This window comes from Pseudomonas sp. QE6 (assembly GCF_041379005.1).
Lineage (GTDB): Bacteria > Pseudomonadota > Gammaproteobacteria > Pseudomonadales > Pseudomonadaceae > Pseudomonas.
Window position 1 is genome coordinate 5,376,885 of the sequence record NZ_CP166873.1, and the last position, 16,737, is coordinate 5,393,621.

The following is a 16,737-nucleotide window of genomic DNA, read 5'->3' on the forward strand; positions in this document are numbered from 1 at the left end:
GATGGGCCGGCCGGAGGAATCTGGGTACTGACTCTAGCGAGCCAGAGCGAAGCAGGCGAGTCGGGACCGCATCTATCCCTAGATGCGGCCCCGGGCCGGAAATTCAATTCAGGTTATCAGGCGCTGACGGAAAGCTGGTACGCGGTGAACTTGCGTACATTGATCACGCCGGTATCGAAGATCAGGTACTGGCCCTTGATACCTTGCAGGGTCCCCTCCACCACCGGCGTCTTCTCCAGGTCGAAGCTGGTGATCTTGGCCGGGTAGGCTTCCACCGGGTACTGGATCTCGATGGGGTCCAGGTCGATCACCGGTTGGATCGCCTGCAGGCCGAAGCGCTGCTGCAGCGCAACGATGCCCTCGGCACAGGTGTCGAACAGTTGCTCGCGGATGGCAACCAGGTCCAGCGGCTCGGCCTCGCCCTTGAGCAGCGCGCGCCAGTTGGTGCGGTCGGTGACCTGGCTGCGCAGCAGGTCCTCGACGAAGCCGGACTGCTGGCGGGTGGCCACGCGCATGATCGGCAACGCCTGGCGCGCGCCCTGGTCGATCCAGCGGGTCGGCACCTGGCTGGCGCGGGTGATGCCCACCTTCACACCCGAGGAGTTGGCCAGGTACACCACGTGGTCGGTCATGCAGAAGCGCTCGCCCCACTCCGGCTCGCGGCACGAACCGTCGTCGTAGTGGCACTTCTCCGGGCTCATGATGCAGCTGTCGCACTGCGCCAGCTTGGTGAAGCAGGGGTAGCAGTAACCCTGGCTGAAACTCTTCCTGGTCTTGCGCCCGCAATGGCAGCAGAAGATTTCGCCCAGGTACTCCAGGCGCAGGGTCTTGCCGACCAGCGGGTTTACCGGGACCTCCGCCTCGCCGAGGCGGAAGGCGTACTGCACGGGGCTTTCCAGGCGCGCCGACATCTTGTCCAGGGCGCCGCGTCCAAGCTCTACCATCAGAAAGCGGCCATCAATGCAGGGTATTGGTCGAGAACAGGATGTTCGGGATCGGCTCGGCGTGGGACTCGCACTCCTGCGGGCCCATGTAGCCGGTGCGCTGGTCTTCGGGCAAGTTCTTCATCTCCCAGGCGATCACGGCCTGCAGCGACAGCTCCTTCTGCTCCTGGGACAGCTTGCGGCCATCGGGCCATTTGCCGATTTCCACGGCGAGCTTGAGGCTCTCGTAAAGCTCGGGGGTGATGTTCTGGATCATTTCGGCGAAGGACGACATGGGCCGGCTCCTGCTGGAGAAAAACGAAGCCGGCATTCTACCGGGCCGGAAGCGTTGGCGCACGAACAGAGGTCAGGCGGTAGGTGATTGATTCCGCTCCGGCGAGGAGGCAGCTTTTACGGCAGTTTCAATGTCCCGCGCGGCGCGCCAGCAATCCGCCGATCAGGCCGCTCAGGCAGCCCGCCACCAACCCGCCGACGTGCGCGCCGTTGGCGATGGAGCCGAAACCAAGCAGGTCGATCACCCCGGACAGGCACACCAGCAGCCAGATCAGCATCATCGCCACCACGCCCTTGGGCAACTGGTAGGCCGGGGTCGGCGCCATGCGCTGGAAGATCCAGCAGTGGCCGAGCAGGCCGTAGAGCACGCCGGAGAGGCCGCCGAACAGGCTCGGCCCGCTGACGCCGTACTGCACGACGTTGGAGACCAGGCCGAAGCCCAGGCTCAGGCCCAGCAGCATCCCGGCGCCCTGGCGGTACTCGATGCGCCGCCCCAGCTCCCAGTACCACATGCCGTTCATCGCCAGATGCAGCCAGCCGAAGTGGATCAGCATCGGCGTCCACAGCCGCCACCACTGCCCCGCCGCCAGGGTGTCGGTGAGCGGCAGGAACATCACGCGGTCCTCGCCGACCAGGCGGAAATCCTGGAAGGTCAGCCAGCGCAGGGTCTCCGGGTAGGTGCCGAGCAGGGTCACGGCGGCGACGATGCAGGTCACCAGCAGCACCGCGGCGGTCATCCAGCTCAGCTTCAGTTGCTCCAGGAACCCGGGCCCGCCACGCCGGCGCTCGGCCTGCACGCTGAACTGCGGGTCGCCCTGGGGATAACGCTCGTACAGCGTGCGCACCTGCTCGGCCAACTGGGCATTGGGCACCCAGAGCACCTGCTCGCCCGATTCCTCGCTGACCCGGAAGGGGACGTTCAGCCGCCGCAGCAGGTTGACGAACTCGCCCAGGTCGACCGCCGCCGGCAGCCGTATCGCTTCAACCACGCTCACGCATCGCCCTCCGGACGCTTCACGTCCACCCACACGAACTTGCTGCGCTCCAGCCGGGTCTCGTCGTCCAGCCGATAGGCCGCGAGCTTGCCGTACATCACCGCGCTGTAGTCCAGGCAGGCCAGGTTGGGCCGGATCGGCGCGGGCGTGCCGCGCCGCCAGTAGTGGCCGACGAACAGCAGCGGCTCGTCGGCGCCGTAGGTCAGAAGGCGGGACTTCTGCTCATCGCTCAGGCGCTCGCTGGCCACTTCGTCGGGCAGCGCGTCGGGCTGGAAGACGATGTCGCCGTAGGTTTCCGGCGCACGGTCCTCCTCCCAGAACTTGGTACGGAAGAACGAACGGGTGAAGCCGTCGCTGCCGGTCAGGGTCAGGCCATTGGGCAGGCGCATGTCGGTGCCGCGCAACAGGCGGTCGCAGGCCTGCTGGGCGAAGCTGCCCGGCTCGGCGGTGGCCTTGAGGAAGGCCTCGTCGATGCGGCCGTCGTGGAACTGCTGGCGCAGCGCGTCGATCACATCGTGGTCCCAGCAGGCGTGGACCATGCGGAAGCGTCCGGCGTCGAGGAACAGCGGCATGCTCTGGAACCAGCCGAGGAAATCCCGCCAGTCCGCCGGATGGCCTTCGAACTGGTCCAGCGTTTCCTTGATCAGCCGGGCGTGGCGCGGCGTGTGCTCGCGCACGTACTGCCGGCCGCTGCCGGGCGCCGCCGGGGTCGACCAGCCAAGGGCGTTGAACTCGTGGTTGCCCATGATGCACAGCGCCTCGCCCGCGGCGACCATGTCGTGCACCCGGTGCAGCGCCTCGCGGATGCGCGGCCCACGGTCGATGATGTCGCCCAGGAACAGCGCCTGTCGCCGGGCATGCCGCCAGACGCCCCCCTGCAGCCGGTAGCCCATGCGCTCCAGCAGGTAATCCAGGGTATTGGCGCAGCCGTGGATGTCGCCGATCAGGTCGTAGCCGCGTGAGGGGTCGAGTTCCATCACTCGCTGCTCCCGAGGCGACTGCCCCAGCCCAGCTTGGTCCGGCAGACCTCGTAGTAGTTATGGTCGATCGGGTGGATCAGGCGCAGCTTCTGCGGCTTCTTGCTCACCGTGACGGTGTCGCCGGGTGCGCAGGTGAAGTGGTTCTGGCCGTCACAGGACACCTGCGGGTAGATCTGCATGTTCGGCGAGACGACGATCTTCAGCTCGCTGTTGCCGTCGACCACGATGGGCCGCCCCGACAGGGTGTGCGGATACATCGGCACGACGACGATGGCGTCGAGCTTGGGGTGCATGATCGGCCCGCCGGCGGACAGCGCGTAGGCGGTGGAGCCGGTCGGGGTGGCGACGATCAGGCCGTCGGCCTTCTGGCTGCAGACGAACTGGCCGTCGATGTGCAGCTCGAACTCGATCATCCGCGTGGACTTGCCGGGGTGCAGCACCACGTCGTTCAGCGCATCGCCCTGGCCGATGGACTCGCCATGGCGGCGCACCTGGGCGTCGAGCAGGAAGCGGCTCTCGACGATGTACTGGCCGCCGAGCACTTCGGCGACCTTGGTTTCCAGCTCGTCCGGGCGGATGTCGGTGAGGAAGCCCAGGCTGCCACGGTTGATCCCCAGCACCGGCACCTTGTGCCGCGCCAGGGCGCGCGCCGCGCCGAGCATGCTGCCGTCGCCGCCGACCACTATCACCAGGTCGCAGATTTCGCCCATGATCTTCCGTGAACAGGTCTGCAGGCCGTGGCCGGGCAGCACCTCGGAGATGGTGTCTTCGAGGATCACGTGCAGGTGGCGTTCGATGAGGAAGCGCTTCAGCCGACGGATGGTTTCCAGGACCTGGGTGCTGCCCAGGCGGCCGATGATGCCGATGTTGCGAAAGGGTTCCATGGGACTCCGGGCGGCGTTGCGGTGCGGGGATATGGGAATACAGCAATACGGATATGCAGGAATTATGGGCGAAACGCCGAAGCAGCGGCAAACCGCAGCGCTGCTCGAGCGGCTAGGCTAGAGGAATGAGCGCTCTTACCCCCCTGCTGGATGAACTCCTGATCGAGCTGCGCCAGCCGCAGGTCCGCGACCTGGCCTGGACGCTGCTTTCCCCTCCGCTGCTCAATCCGGGCAGCCCTGCCCTGCGCCACCCACTGGCGGCCAGCCGCTGGCTGGCCGAACCAGAGCGGCTGGCCGACTGGCTGCGGGCGCAGGAGCACTCGCCCGCGCACCTGCTGGAGCAGTTGCAGAGCACGCCTCACCAGCGCCTCGGCCGTTACTACGAACGCCTCTGGCAATACGCCCTGGAGCAGGCGCCTGATCTGCGCCTGCTGGCCGCCAACCTGCCGGTGCGCGACAACGGCCACACCCTGGGTGAACTGGACCTGCTGCTGGAGGACGACGACGGCCTGCATCACCTGGAACTGGCCATCAAGCTCTACCTCGGCCCCAGCGAGGATGGACCCAACGCCTGGCTCGGCCCCGGCGCGGAAGACCACCTGCTGCGCAAGATCGAACACCTCTACCAGCACCAGCTGCCGCTCTCGGCCACACTCGAGGGCATGTGCGTGGTTCGCGAGTTCAGCGACGCCACGCCCTCGGCCGGGCTCTGGCTCGGCGGCTACCTGTTCTACCCCTGGCCGGCGCGCTGCCCGCCGCCCGCGGGCGCCAGCGAGCATCATCTGCACGGCCGCTGGCTGCACCGCCAGGAATGGCCGCGCTATCAGGCATTACACCCCGAGGGCTGGCAGGTGCTGTCGCGAAAACACTGGCTGGCACCGGCGGCATACGACGCCGATGAGCGCTGGAGCGCCGCGCAGTTCGACGACTGGCTGGCGGAACTGCCGGCGGACGGCTTCCCGCAACTGCTGGTCCGCCTGGCGTTCCAGGGCGGCCGCTGGCGCGAACAGGAACGGCTGTTCCTGGTAGGCAACCGCTGGCCGCGGGTACATAGCGGTTATTCGCGCTGAGCGGCCAGCGCCAGGAGGCGTTCCTGCATGGCCCGCCGCCCCTGCAGGCCACCCGTATGCACGGCAACTATGCGGCTACCACGCGCGACCCGCCCGGCGGCGACCTCATCGTGCAGCGCCAGCAGCAGCTTGCCGGTGTACAGCGGCTCCAGCGGCACGCCGCATTCGACTTCGCTGTCCAGGATGAAACGCGCCAGCGCCGGGTCGATCCGCGCAAAGCCGCCCCGGCTGGCGTCGATCAGCCGGTAGCCGCACGCCTCGACTCCCGCCTCCGCCAATAGCACGGGCACCTGTTCCTCGACGCCATGCCCCGGCGGTACCGCCAACGCCCCCACCAGCGGGTGCGCGCCGCTCTCGCCCAGCACCAGGCCGGCCAGGGTAGTGCCGGTGCCGCAGGCGACCCACAACTGCTGATAGTCGCCCCAGCCAATGCCCGCCAGTTGCTTGCGAATCTGCGCCACCAATGGCGCACAGCCCTGCGCACCGGGCAGACCGCCGCCGCCCTCGCCCACCGGCAGCAAGCCGGGATAGCGCTCGCGCCAGGGCATCCAGAAGTCCGGCTGATGGCGCCGGCGATAGCCGCCATAACCCAGCCAGTGCAGTTGCATGCCGAGCTGGCGCAGGTCGGCGACCGTGGGGTTGTCCTGCTCTTCGCCGCGCAGCAGTCCGACGGTGCGGAAACCGAAACGGGCGCCGGCTGCGGCCAGGGCGTGAAGGTGATTGGAATGGGCTCCACCCAGGCTCATCAGGCCATCGAGACCGAGATCGGCGGCCTGCTTCAGATAGGGCGCAAGCTTGAACCACTTGTTGCCGCAGATGAGGGCGTCGACCTGGTCCAGACGCAACAGCGCCAGCTCGACACCCGCGCGTTCCAGCCAGTCCAGGTGAACGGGTTGCAGCGGTGCGACGGGGCGCCAGTCCGGGTACTGCAAAGCGTCCGCTTAAGCCGTGGTCACGCTGCGCAGGCGGCCAGCGGTCTTGTGGCGCGCGCAGCAGTTGCTGTCGCCTTCGATGAAGCGGCCGGGTGTCTCCACGCGGTCGATCGGCAGGGCACAGCGGTCACCGTTGGACAGCCGCCCCTCGCAGGTCGGCTGCTGGTAATGCGCCAGCCACTGGCGGTACTGGTCCTCGGAGACGAAGCACTTGGCGGCGGCGAACGCCATCGGGTTTTCCTGATAGCGGGCGATATCGCCAAGCGAAAGGGTCAGATGACCGGCACCCGGGTGGTAGACCACGAAAACCACACCCTGGCTCGCCAGGCGTTCCAGCATCGAACCGTCCGCCACCCTGGTCGACTGCACAGCCAGTTCCTGGCGCAGGGCCTCGACGCTCTGCTGCAACTGCTCGGCCTGTCCGGCCTGCTCGCGTAATTGCAGACTCTCCTGGCGTAGCTGTTCGATGTCCCGACGCAGTTGTTCGAGCTCCTGTCGCTGCTTCTCAGTCTCCAGACGCAGCGTCTGGCTTTCCTGCTGAAGCCGCTGATTCTCCTGCTGCAACTGCTGATCCAGTTCGTTGCGATAGCCCAGTTCCGCATCGCGGACGGAAACCTGCTGCTGGTATTGAGCTTCCAGCATGGCGATACGGGCCCTGGCCTCTTCCTCGATCTGCAGACGAAGCTGATCCATCTCGTCACGGCCGCTCTGCTCGATCTGTCGCAACTGCGCAGTCAGCTCCTCGCGGCCACGCTGGAACCCGCTGAGCTGCCCGTCCAGTTCGCGGCGCAGGCCGGCGTTGATGTCTTCTTCGCGCTTGAGCCCTTCGCGCAGCGCCGAAACCTCGGCCTCCAGCACCTTGACCTGTTCCTGCGCACTGAGCTTGAGGCGATTGAGCTCCTGCTCATGCTGCTCGCTGATCTGCGACAGGCGGGTTTCATGCTGGTCGAGCAGTTCGGCGGTCTTCTGCTGGTGCTCCTGGAGCATCTCCCGCGCGAGCTTCTCGGCGGTTTCCCGGGACTCCTCCTCGGAAGGGGCATACCACTGGTGCTCGGCCGCCATCTGCAGGCGCTGCGGCTCGACGGCCGCCGGCTCCTCTTCGGCCAGCACGCCCAGGTTGTTGCGCTTCGCCGCAGCACGCAGCTGCGCCAGGTGATTGTTGTCCCCCTCAAGAACGGGGTCCCACAGGTGCATCTGGTGCCAGGACACCGGGCACTGGCTGCGGCAGGCCAGACGGATGGGGCCTGCACCCAGGTCCGGGCCACGACCGGCGCGCTCCGCCAGGTTGCGCAGGGGCAGGTTCCAGCCGCGATCGGCCTCGCCCTTCTCGTCGAAGTCCAGATAGAAGAAGACTGCCGTCTTGACCAGCAGGCGCGGGTTGATCAGCACATAGGCCAGGCGTACCTGCTGCTCGGCGAGGTCAGGCATCTGCACGACATTGTCGAGCAGCGCCTCGAATTCGGGGTAGAGCATTTCCTTGCAAACGCCATGGTCATTGAAGAAGACCACGGCTTCCACCATCTGAGGCTTCTTCTGCATGCTCATCGATTGACCTCTGGGCCTGTGCGGGAGGAAGTCCGGGAAATGATGCCGTAGCAAAGTGGCACCCTGATGGCAGGAATGCCCTGACATCCGGACCAGTCTAGGGGAAATAATGACGCAGGCAATGTGACTGGGTTGGCACCCGACCTGCCGGTCAGGTCAAGCAGGTGAGCGGCGAGATGAATCTGTGATGCAGTTTGTCATTCCGCAAAAAACACAGGCCCCGGAGGAGCTTTCCGGGGCCTGCTGTAAGCGGACTTGAGGTTCAGAGCTCGGCGGCGAGGCGCGAACCCTGATTGATGGCGCGCTTGGCGTCCAGTTCGGCGGCCACGTCGGCGCCACCGATCAGGTGCACGCGCTGCCCGGCGGCGACCAGGCCGTCATGCAGCTCGCGCAGCGGCTCCTGGCCGGCGCAGACGACCACGGTATCCACCGGCAGCACCTGCGGCTCGCCGCCGGCCACGCTGATGTGCAGGCCGTCGTCGTCGACCTTCAGGTACTCGACGCTGTTGAGCATCTGCACCTGCTTGTTCTTCAGCCCGGCGCGGTGAATCCAGCCGGTGGTCTTGCCCAGGCCGTCGCCGACCTTGGACTTCTTGCGCTGCAGCAGGAACACCTGGCGCGCCGCCGCATGCGGGTGCGGCTTGACGCCAGCAATGCCGCCACGGGCCTCCAGCTTCTCGTCGATGCCCCATTCCTCCCAGAAGGCGCGGCGATCGAGGCTGGTGGATTCGCCGGCATGGGTGATGTATTCGGAGACGTCGAAGCCGATGCCGCCGGCGCCGATCACCGCCACACGCTTACCCACCGGCTTGCGCTCGAGGATGGCGTCCAGGTAGCTAATCACCTTGGCGTTCTCGATGCCCGGAATGGCCGGGGTGCGCGGGGTGATGCCGGTGGCGAGGATGATCTCGTCGAAGCCGCCCCTGGCCAGGTCGTCGACGCTGACGCGGGTGTTCAGGCGCAGCTCCACGCCGGTGGTTTCCACCTTGCGCTTGAAGTAGCGCAGGGTCTCGTAGAACTCTTCCTTGCCCGGCACGCGCTTGGCGACGTTGAACTGGCCACCGATCTCGCCGGCGGCGTCGAACAGGGTCACCTCGTGGCCGCGCTCGGCGGCGACGGTAGCGGCGGACAGGCCGGCCGGGCCGGCGCCGACCACGGCGATCTTCTTCACGTGGGTGGTCGGGATGTAGTTCAGCTCGGTCTCGTGGCAGGCGCGCGGGTTCACCAGACAACTGGTCAGCTTGCCGCCGAAGGTATGGTCCAGGCAGGCCTGGTTGCAGCCGATGCAGGTATTGATCTCGTCGGAGCGGCCTTCGGCGGCCTTGTTGACGAAGTCCGGGTCGGCGAGGAACGGACGGGCCATGGAGACCATGTCGGCGTCCCCCTCGGCCAGCACCTGTTCGGCGACTTCCGGAGTGTTGATGCGGTTGGTGGTGATCAGCGGGATGCCGATCTCGCCACGCAGCTTGGCGGTAACCTTGGTGAAGGCCGCGCGCGGCACCTTGGTGGCGATGGTCGGGATGCGTGCTTCGTGCCAGCCGATACCGGTGTTGATGAGAGTGGCGCCGGCCTTCTCGATGGCCTTGGCCAGCAGGACGATTTCATCCCAGGTGCTGCCGCCTTCCACCAGGTCGAGCATCGACAGGCGATAGATGATAATGAAGTTCGGGCCTACGGCCTCGCGCACGCGGCGGACGATCTCGACCGGCAGGCGCATGCGGTTCTCGTAGCTGCCGCCCCAGCGGTCGGTTCGCTGGTTGGTGTGGGCGACCAGGAACTGGTTGATGAAGTAGCCTTCCGAACCCATGATTTCGACGCCGTCATAGCCGGCCACCTGGGCCAGGCTGGAGCAATTGACGAAGTCGGCGATCTGCTTCTCGATACCCTCTTCATCCAGCTCGCGCGGCTTGAACGGGTTGATCGGCGCCTGGATGGCGCTGGGCGCAACGGATTTGGGACTGTAGGCGTAGCGGCCGGCGTGGAGGATCTGCATGCAGATCTTGCCGCCCGCCTCATGCACCGCCTGGGTGACGATCTTGTGCTTCTCCGCTTCTTCCGAGGTGCTCAGCTTGGCCGCGCCGGAATACACGCCGCCTTCCTCGTTCGGACCGATGCCGCCGGTGACCATCAGGCCGACCCCGCCACGGGCGCGCTCGGCGAAGTAGGCCGCCATGCGCTCGAACCCCTGGGGCTTCTCTTCCAGACCGGTATGCATGGAGCCCATCAGGGTGCGATTGCGCAGCGTGGTGAAGCCGAGGTCCAGGGGGGCGAGCAGGTGCGGATAAGGGGCGGTCATACGTCCTCCAGCAGTCACGGTGGCGCCGCCCCCTCGGCTCGCTCGTGGAACGGGCGGCACGGGGTGCGGTCGGTATGGGGCAGACTCTAAGGAGCCACCCTGCCCCGCTCAATGATCAAAAGTAACAACTTACTGATCGAAGATGACACGACGACTTGGCAACGATCAGCCTAACCCCTACCCTGTGGTGCACCTACTGAATACAGGCTCCTGATGCGCAAGCTGATCTTCCTTATCCTGGTGATCCTGTTCGCCGGCTATGCCGGTTGGTCGGAGCGTCGCCCGGTGGGCCACTACCTCTCCGACCTGCGCAGCCAGGTCGCGCTCAACCAGGGCGACCCCTCCGAACGCGGCAACCTGTTGGGCGTGCAGCCGGAACTCTTCACCCAGGACTACCAGAGCGTCGAGCGCCTGCGCCTGAAATTCCACGCCTATCTGGCCAAGGCTCGCGACGAGGGTCTGATCAACCCACGCACCGTGGTGGTCTTCCCCGAGCACATCGGCACCTGGCTGGTGGCCGCCGGCGAGAAGCCCGAGGTCTACCAGACCGAGCACCTGGCCGAAGCCATGGAGTGGATGGTCGCCAGCAACCCGCTGAAAGTGGCGCGTGGCTGGCTCGGCGCCAAGAGCGAGGACCGCATGGCCGACGCCCTGTTCCGCATGAAGGCGGTGGACATGGCCCACGACTACCAGACGCTGTTCGGCGGCCTGGCCCGGGAGTTCGGCGTCACCATAGTCGCCGGCTCCATCGTCCTGCCCAACCCACGGATCGTCGAAGGGCAGATCCGCACCGGCAATGGCCGTCTCTACAACGTCAGCCAGGTCTTCGGCAGCGATGGCCTGCCGCTGGGCAAGCCGCAGCGCAAGCTGTTCCCCATCGACGAAGAGAAACGCTTCATCCGCGGCAGCGACGCCGACGATCTGCAAGTCCTGCAGACACCCGCCGGGCGCCTGGGCGTACTGATCTGCGCCGACAGCTGGTACCCGGCGGGCTACGCCGCGCTGGCGGCGAACAAGCCGGACTTCATCGCGGTGCCGGCCTTCCTCACCGGCAATGGCAACTGGAGCAAGCCCTGGGAGGGCTACAACGGCGCTGCCACGCCCTCCGACGTAACGCTCAAGCCCGGCGAGCTGAGCGAAGGCGAAGCCTGGGAGCGCCTGGCCCTGGCCGGTCGCATCGGCGAAAGCGGGGCCCGTGCCGGCATCACCGTGTTCCTGCGTGGTCACCTCTGGGACCTGGGTAGCGACGGCCGGAGCCTGGTGGTCAGCGGCGGCAGCCACACCCTGGCTCCCGATGGCCCCGGCGCCCGCCTGATCAACCTCTGGCTATGAGCCGTCCGACCATGCGTCTCGGCGATTTGTCCGTGGGATTCGTCCACAGTCTCGCCGACGCACTGGCGGAAAGCGGCGTCGCGCCACAACCGCTGCTGGAACAATACGGACTCGACAACGCACGCCTCGGCGAGCCCGGCGCGCGCCTGTCGATCCCCCGCTACATGCGCCTGGGCCATGCCGCCATCCAGCAGAGCGGAGACCCCGCCCTGGGCTTGCGCATGGGCCAGTTGAGCCGCCCGAGCCAGAGCGGCCTGGCCGGCGTCACCGCAGCGCAGGCGCCCAACGTCCGCGCCGCCGCTCGCGCACTGATCCGCTTCGAGACGTTGTACGCGCACAACTATCGCGGCCAGAGCAGCTTCATCGAGGACGCCAGCGGCGCCTGGTTGCGCTTCTACTCCATCAGCCCGTACAACGCCTACAACCGCTTCGTGGTGGATTCGGTGCTGGCCGGCTGGGTGAGCATGCTCGGCAGCATCGGCTCGCAGCCGTTGCGCCCGGAGAAGGTCGAGATCGAGTATCCGGCGCCCGCCTGGGCGTCGCGCTTCGAGGAGATGTTCGGCTGCCCGGTGGAGTTCGGCGCGGAGCACAACCAACTACGCCTGGACCAGTCAGCCCTGGCGCGCAGCAACCCGGACCACTGCCCGAGCACCTGGCGGCAATTGCTGGAGATCTGCGAGAAGGAACTGGAGCAGATGACCCGCACACGCAGCCTGCGCGAGCGTGTGGCGCAGTTGCTGGGGCCGATGCTCAATGGTCGCGAGCCGGACCTGGAGGAAGTCGCCGCACGCCTGAAGCTGCCGACCTGGACGCTGCGCCGCAAGCTGGCTGAGGAAGGCACGCAGTTTCGCAGCATCCTCAACGACACCCGTCGCGACCTGGCGATGATCTACATCCGCGACACCGACCTCGCCTTTGGCGAAATCGCCTACCTGCTCGGCTTCGCCTCGGCCGAGGCCTTCCAGCGCGCGTTCAAGCGCTGGAGCGGGCAGACGCCGGGGGAATTCCGCCGCGCCCAGCGCCACAGCGCCTGATCACATCTCCGTGGCGTCGTCGGCCGGCTCCGGCAGATCCTGTTCCAGAGCGCGCAGTTCCAGCAGTTCTTCCTGATAGTCGTCCATTGGCTTTCTCCTGACCGTTCGATCCGGTTTTAGCAAAGACCATGGGGAAAAAGCTAGACGCCAAAGGTGACCAGGCCGTGACAGTTTCTTACAGAGCGATGGCGAGGATGTTTCCGCGCGCAACGAAAAAGCCCTCAGGTATTGCTACCTGAGGGCTTTCGAATATGGCGCAGCGGACGGGACTCGAACCCGCGACCCCCGGCGTGACAGGCCGGTATTCTAACCGACTGAACTACCGCTGCGTGTCGGTTGGACTTGCGTCCGGTACAGCAACCTCCTTGCGCCTGGAGTGATTCACTCGACAAGCTGGTTCGGGGTAGGAACCAAGGAGGGGGAAATGGCGCAGCGGACGGGACTCGAACCCGCGACCCCCGGCGTGACAGGCCGGTATTCTAACCGACTGAACTACCGCTGCGCGTAACTTGCGAGAGTGGTGGGTGATGACGGGATCGAACCGCCGACCCTCTGCTTGTAAGGCAGATGCTCTCCCAGCTGAGCTAATCACCCTTCGTCTCGAAGTGGGGCGCATTCTACAGCCGGCGATTCCTAAGTCAATGCCCTGATTGAACTTTTTTTCATTTTCCGCGAAAAAAGTTCGGCGCACTGCTACGACCTCGGTGCAGACCGGGGTTCGCGAGCAAGCTCGCTCCTACAGGTGTGGCACCTGCGCTCTTCTGTAGGAGCAAGCTTGCCCGCGAACAGCCCAACGCCCAAACCGTCCACCCACGCCGCAAAAGAAAAAAGGGCGACCCTCGGGCCGCCCTCCTCTTCCACGCACGACACTCAGTCGAGGTAGATCATCTTGCACGTCATGCCGCCATCGATCACCAGTTCCTGCCCGGTGACGAATCCGGCCCCCTCGCCGACCAGCCAGGAAACCGCCGCCGCAACGTCTTCCACCGTGCCGACCCGGCCGACCAGGTGCTGGTCATGGTCCAGCTCGGTCAACGGCTCCGCCTCGCGTACGCGCAGGTCGCGGGCATCGATCCAGCCCGGAGAAATCGCGTTGACGCGAATCTCCGGCCCCAGGCTGCTGGCCAGGGCGTGGGTCAGCGACAGCAGACCGCCCTTGCTAGCCGCATAGGCTTCGCAATTCGGCTCGGACTGGTGCGCCCGGGTCGAGGCGATGTTGACGATGCTGCCGTTGTGCGCGCGCAGGTACGGCGCACAGTGCTTGGCCAGTAGCATCGGGCCGGTGAGATTCACCGCCAGGGCGCGGTTCCACTCGTTCAGGCCCAGGCCTTCCAGGGGCGTGTTGTGCGGCCGGGCGATGGCGGCGTTGCTCACCAGCGCATCGAAACGGCCGTACTGGCCGATCACCTCGGCGACCGCCGCCGCCACCTGCGCCTCGTTGGCCACGTCCAGCGCCACGAAACCGGCCCGCTCACCCAGTGCCTGGGCCACTTTCGGGCCGCGCTCGCGGTCGATGTCCGCCAGCACCACTTGCCAGCCTTCGGCGATCAGCCAGGCACTGACGCCCAGGCCGATGCCACGCGCCGCACCCGTTACCAGGGCGACGCGGCCATTGCCGAAGAGTTCCGTCGTGCTCACAGGGCAGCCAGGCCCCGCGCCAGGTCGGCCGTGATGTCGGCGACATCTTCCAGGCCCACGGCAACGCGGATCAGGTTGTCACGGATACCGGCGTTCTCGCGCTCCTGCGGCGACAGGCGACCGTGGGAAGTGGTGGCCGGGTGGGCGATGGTGGTCTTGGTGTCACCCAGGTTGGTGGTGATGGAGATCATCCGGGTGGCATCGATGCAGCGCCAGGCCGCGGCCTTGTCGCCCTTCACCTCGAAGCTCACCACCGCACCGAAGCCCTTCTGCTGACGCTTGGCCAGTTCGTGCTGCGGATGGCTGGGCAGACCCGCGTAGTACACGCGCTCCACGCCCGGCTGCTGCTCCAGCCACTCGGCCACCTGCTGGGCCGAGGCGCTGTGGGCCTGCATGCGCACGCGCAGGGTTTCCAGGCCCTTGATGAAGATCCAGGCGTTGAACGGGCTCAGGGTCGGGCCGGCGGTACGCAGGAAGCCGACGACGGGCTCCATCTGCGCGCGGCGACCGGCGACCACGCCGCCCATGGTGCGACCCTGGCCGTCGATGTACTTGGTTGCCGAGTGGATCACCACGTCCGCGCCCAGCTTAAGCGGCTGCTGCAGCGCCGGGGTGCAGAAGCAGTTGTCCACCGCCAGCAGCGCGCCCTTGGCGTGGGCGATATCGGCCAGGGCGGCGATGTCCACCAGCTCGGCCAGCGGGTTGGACGGCGATTCGACGAAGAACAGCTTGGTGTTCGGCTTGCAGGCCGCTTCCCAGGCCGCAAGATCGCTCAGCGGCGGGTAGTCCACTTCGATGCCGAAGCGCTTGAAGTACTTCTCGAACAGGCTGATGGTCGAACCGAATACGCTGCGCGAGACCAGCACGTGGTCACCGGCGCTGCACAGGCTCATCACCAGGGAAAGGATCGCCGACATGCCGGTGGAGGTGGCCACCGCCTGCTCGGCGCCTTCCAGCGCGGCGATGCGCTCCTCGAAGGTGCGCACCGTGGGATTGGTGTAGCGCGAATAGACGTTGCCCGGCACTTCACCGGCAAAACGCGCGGCCGCATCGGCGGCGCTGCGGAACACGTAGCTGGAGGTGGTGAACAGGCCTTCGCCGTGTTCCGCCTCCGGGGTGCGGCGCTGGCCGGCGCGCACCGCGAGGGTGTCGAAGCCGACACCCTCCAGGTCGCTGTCCAGCCGGCCGGCTTCCCATTCCTGAGCCATGCCCTGCTCTCCTTAGTCGTTATAGAGATCGATGATGGCGCTGACCGCGGCACCCTTGCTCTTGGTGGCGTCGTTGCGCGCCTGGTCGATCTTGTCCAGATAGGCTTCGTCGACGTCGCCGGTGACGTATTCACCGTTGAACACGGCGCAGTCGAAGTGTTCGATCTTGATCTTGCCGCCCTCGGTGGATTCGATCAGGTCCTGCAGGTCCTGATAGACCAACCAGTCGGCGCCGATCAGCTCGCAGACCTCTTCGGTGCTGCGGTTGTGGGCGATCAGCTCGTGGGCGCTTGGCATGTCGATGCCGTAGACGTTGGGATAGCGCACCGCCGGGGCGGCGGAGCAGAAGTAGACGTTCTTCGCGCCGGCCTCGCGGGCCATCTGGATGATCTGCTTGCAGGTGGTGCCGCGGACGATGGAGTCGTCCACCAGCATCACGTTCTTGCCGCGGAATTCCAGCTCGATGGCGTTGAGCTTCTGGCGCACCGACTTCTTGCGCGCGGCCTGGCCGGGCATGATGAAGGTACGGCCGATGTAGCGGTTCTTCACGAAGCCTTCGCGGAACTTCACGCCCAGGCGGTTGGCCAGTTCCAGCGCAGCGGTGCGGCTGGTGTCCGGGATCGGGATGACCACGTCGATGTCGTGGTCCGGGCGCTCGCGGAGGATCTTGTCGGCCAGCTTCTCGCCCATGCGCAGGCGCGCCTTGTAGACCGAGATGCCGTCCATGATGGAGTCCGGACGCGCCAGGTACACGTGCTCGAAGATGCACGGCGCGTACTGCGGGTTGGCCGCGCACTGGCGGGTGAACAGCTTGCCGTCTTCGGTGATGTATACCGCTTCGCCCGGCGCCAGGTCGCGGATCAGGGTGAAGCCGAGAACGTCCAGGGCCACGCTTTCCGAGGCGATCATGTATTCCACGCCGTTCTCGGTGTGGCGCTGGCCGAAGACGATCGGGCGGATCGCATGCGGGTCGCGGAAGCCGACGATGCCGTAGCCGGTGATCATCGCCACCACGGCATAACCGCCGACGCAGCGGGCGTGCACGCCGGCCACGGCGGCGAAGACGTCTTCCTCGGTGGGCTGCAGCTTGTTGCGCACCGCCAGCTCATGGGCGAACACGTTGAGCAGCACTTCCGAGTCGGAGTTGGTGTTCACGTGGCGCAGGTCGGATTCGTAGATTTCCTTGGCCAGCTGCTCGACGTTGGTCAGGTTGCCGTTGTGCGCCAGGGTGATGCCGTAGGGCGAGTTCACGTAGAACGGCTGCGCCTCGGCGGAGCTGGAGCTGCCCGCGGTGGGGTAGCGCACGTGGCCGATGCCGATCTTGCCGACCAGGCGCTGCATGTGGCGCTGCTGGAAGACGTCACGGACCAGGCCGTTGTCCTTGCGCAGGTACAGGCGGTCATCCTGACAGGTGACGATCCCCGCAGCGTCCTGGCCACGATGCTGGAGAACGGTGAGCGCGTCATAGAGCGCCTGATTGACGTTCGACTTGCCCACGATACCGACGATGCCACACATGCGACGCAACCCCTAGTTGGTTTCAGGCTAAAACAATCCGTTACTCGGCAGTATCCACCGGACCTGCCGTTACGGCGACGGCTTCCCG

Annotated in this window: 14 protein-coding genes and 3 tRNA genes; 3 read left to right on the forward strand and 14 right to left on the reverse strand. The window is 66.4% G+C overall.

From position 1 onward, the window contains the following. Positions 1-116: 116 nt before the first annotated feature. From ACAW63_RS24515 to ACAW63_RS24535, 5 genes are all read right to left on the reverse strand, one after another. A complete protein-coding gene (locus ACAW63_RS24515) occupies positions 117-944 on the reverse strand; it encodes a DUF2797 domain-containing protein (RefSeq protein WP_371229814.1) in 828 nt (275 codons plus the stop codon). 13 nt (positions 945-957) lie between these two features. Then, positions 958-1,218 (reverse strand): YeaC family protein, encoded by a 261-nt coding sequence (locus ACAW63_RS24520; RefSeq protein ID WP_275610930.1) that lies wholly within the window; start codon positions 1,216-1,218, stop codon positions 958-960. 127 nt (positions 1,219-1,345) lie between these two features. Continuing rightward, positions 1,346-2,212 carry a rhomboid family intramembrane serine protease gene (locus ACAW63_RS24525; RefSeq protein ID WP_371229817.1) on the reverse strand — a complete coding sequence of 289 codons (867 nt, stop codon included), beginning with the start codon at positions 2,210-2,212 and terminating at the stop codon, positions 1,346-1,348. Continuing rightward, the gene (locus ACAW63_RS24530; RefSeq protein WP_275610928.1) at positions 2,209-3,189 is read right to left on the reverse strand and encodes a metallophosphoesterase; all 981 of its coding nucleotides are present in this window, start codon (positions 3,187-3,189) and stop codon (positions 2,209-2,211) included. Before ACAW63_RS24530 ends, ACAW63_RS24525 begins: the two co-directional genes overlap by 4 nt. Then, complete coding sequence (locus tag ACAW63_RS24535; RefSeq protein ID WP_152224645.1) at positions 3,189-4,076, reverse strand: NAD(+) kinase; 888 nt, start codon at positions 4,074-4,076, stop codon at positions 3,189-3,191. The genes ACAW63_RS24530 and ACAW63_RS24535 overlap by 1 nt, the downstream gene beginning before the upstream one ends. A 125-nt stretch (positions 4,077-4,201) precedes the next feature. Between ACAW63_RS24535 and ACAW63_RS24540 the strand changes: the two genes are divergently transcribed. Then, positions 4,202-5,146, forward strand: a complete 945-nt coding sequence (locus tag ACAW63_RS24540; RefSeq protein WP_371229821.1) for a DUF1853 family protein — start codon at positions 4,202-4,204, stop codon at positions 5,144-5,146. Here the strand turns inward: ACAW63_RS24540 and ACAW63_RS24545 are convergent. The 3 genes from ACAW63_RS24545 to ACAW63_RS24555 form a co-directional block, all read right to left on the reverse strand. After that, positions 5,134-6,045: a 1-aminocyclopropane-1-carboxylate deaminase/D-cysteine desulfhydrase gene (locus tag ACAW63_RS24545; RefSeq protein WP_371234778.1), complete on the reverse strand. Its 912-nt coding sequence runs from the start codon at positions 6,043-6,045 to the stop codon at positions 5,134-5,136. The genes ACAW63_RS24540 and ACAW63_RS24545 overlap by 13 nt on opposite strands. Before the next feature lie 42 nt (positions 6,046-6,087). Next, entirely contained in the window at positions 6,088-7,623 is a 1,536-nt protein-coding gene (locus tag ACAW63_RS24550; protein WP_371229824.1) for a chromosome partitioning protein ParA, read from the reverse strand. 262 nt (positions 7,624-7,885) lie between these two features. Continuing rightward, the gene (locus ACAW63_RS24555) at positions 7,886-9,919 is read right to left on the reverse strand and encodes an FAD-dependent oxidoreductase (RefSeq protein ID WP_371229827.1); all 2,034 of its coding nucleotides are present in this window, start codon (positions 9,917-9,919) and stop codon (positions 7,886-7,888) included. A gap of 213 nt (positions 9,920-10,132) precedes the next feature. Between ACAW63_RS24555 and ACAW63_RS24560 the strand changes: the two genes are divergently transcribed. Both ACAW63_RS24560 and ACAW63_RS24565 read left to right on the forward strand, forming a co-directional pair. After that, positions 10,133-11,251 carry a carbon-nitrogen hydrolase family protein gene (locus ACAW63_RS24560; protein WP_371229830.1) on the forward strand — a complete coding sequence of 373 codons (1,119 nt, stop codon included), beginning with the start codon at positions 10,133-10,135 and terminating at the stop codon, positions 11,249-11,251. Beyond that, positions 11,248-12,285, forward strand: a complete 1,038-nt coding sequence (locus ACAW63_RS24565; protein ID WP_371229833.1) for an AraC family transcriptional regulator — start codon at positions 11,248-11,250, stop codon at positions 12,283-12,285. Before ACAW63_RS24560 ends, ACAW63_RS24565 begins: the two co-directional genes overlap by 4 nt. 252 nt (positions 12,286-12,537) lie before the next feature. On the opposite strand, the gene ACAW63_RS24570 is transcribed toward ACAW63_RS24565, so the two are convergent. The 6 genes from ACAW63_RS24570 to purF all read right to left on the reverse strand — a co-directional run bounded on the left by ACAW63_RS24570 (position 12,538) and on the right by purF (position 16,649). Continuing rightward, positions 12,538-12,614, reverse strand: a tRNA-Asp gene (locus ACAW63_RS24570). Between the two features lie 96 nt (positions 12,615-12,710). After that, positions 12,711-12,787, reverse strand: a tRNA-Asp gene (locus ACAW63_RS24575). Between the two features lie 16 nt (positions 12,788-12,803). After that, positions 12,804-12,879: transfer RNA gene (locus ACAW63_RS24580), tRNA-Val, on the reverse strand. A gap of 276 nt (positions 12,880-13,155) precedes the next feature. Next, positions 13,156-13,923, reverse strand: a complete 768-nt coding sequence (locus ACAW63_RS24585; RefSeq protein ID WP_371229835.1) for an SDR family oxidoreductase — start codon at positions 13,921-13,923, stop codon at positions 13,156-13,158. Further along, positions 13,920-15,131, reverse strand: coding sequence for an O-succinylhomoserine sulfhydrylase (locus ACAW63_RS24590; RefSeq protein WP_275610921.1), 1,212 nt, complete (start codon positions 15,129-15,131; stop codon positions 13,920-13,922). The genes ACAW63_RS24585 and ACAW63_RS24590 overlap by 4 nt, the downstream gene beginning before the upstream one ends. 12 nt (positions 15,132-15,143) lie before the next feature. Next, positions 15,144-16,649, reverse strand: a complete 1,506-nt coding sequence (gene purF / locus ACAW63_RS24595) for an amidophosphoribosyltransferase (RefSeq protein ID WP_371229838.1) — start codon at positions 16,647-16,649, stop codon at positions 15,144-15,146. Between the last annotated feature and the right edge of the window lie 88 nt (positions 16,650-16,737).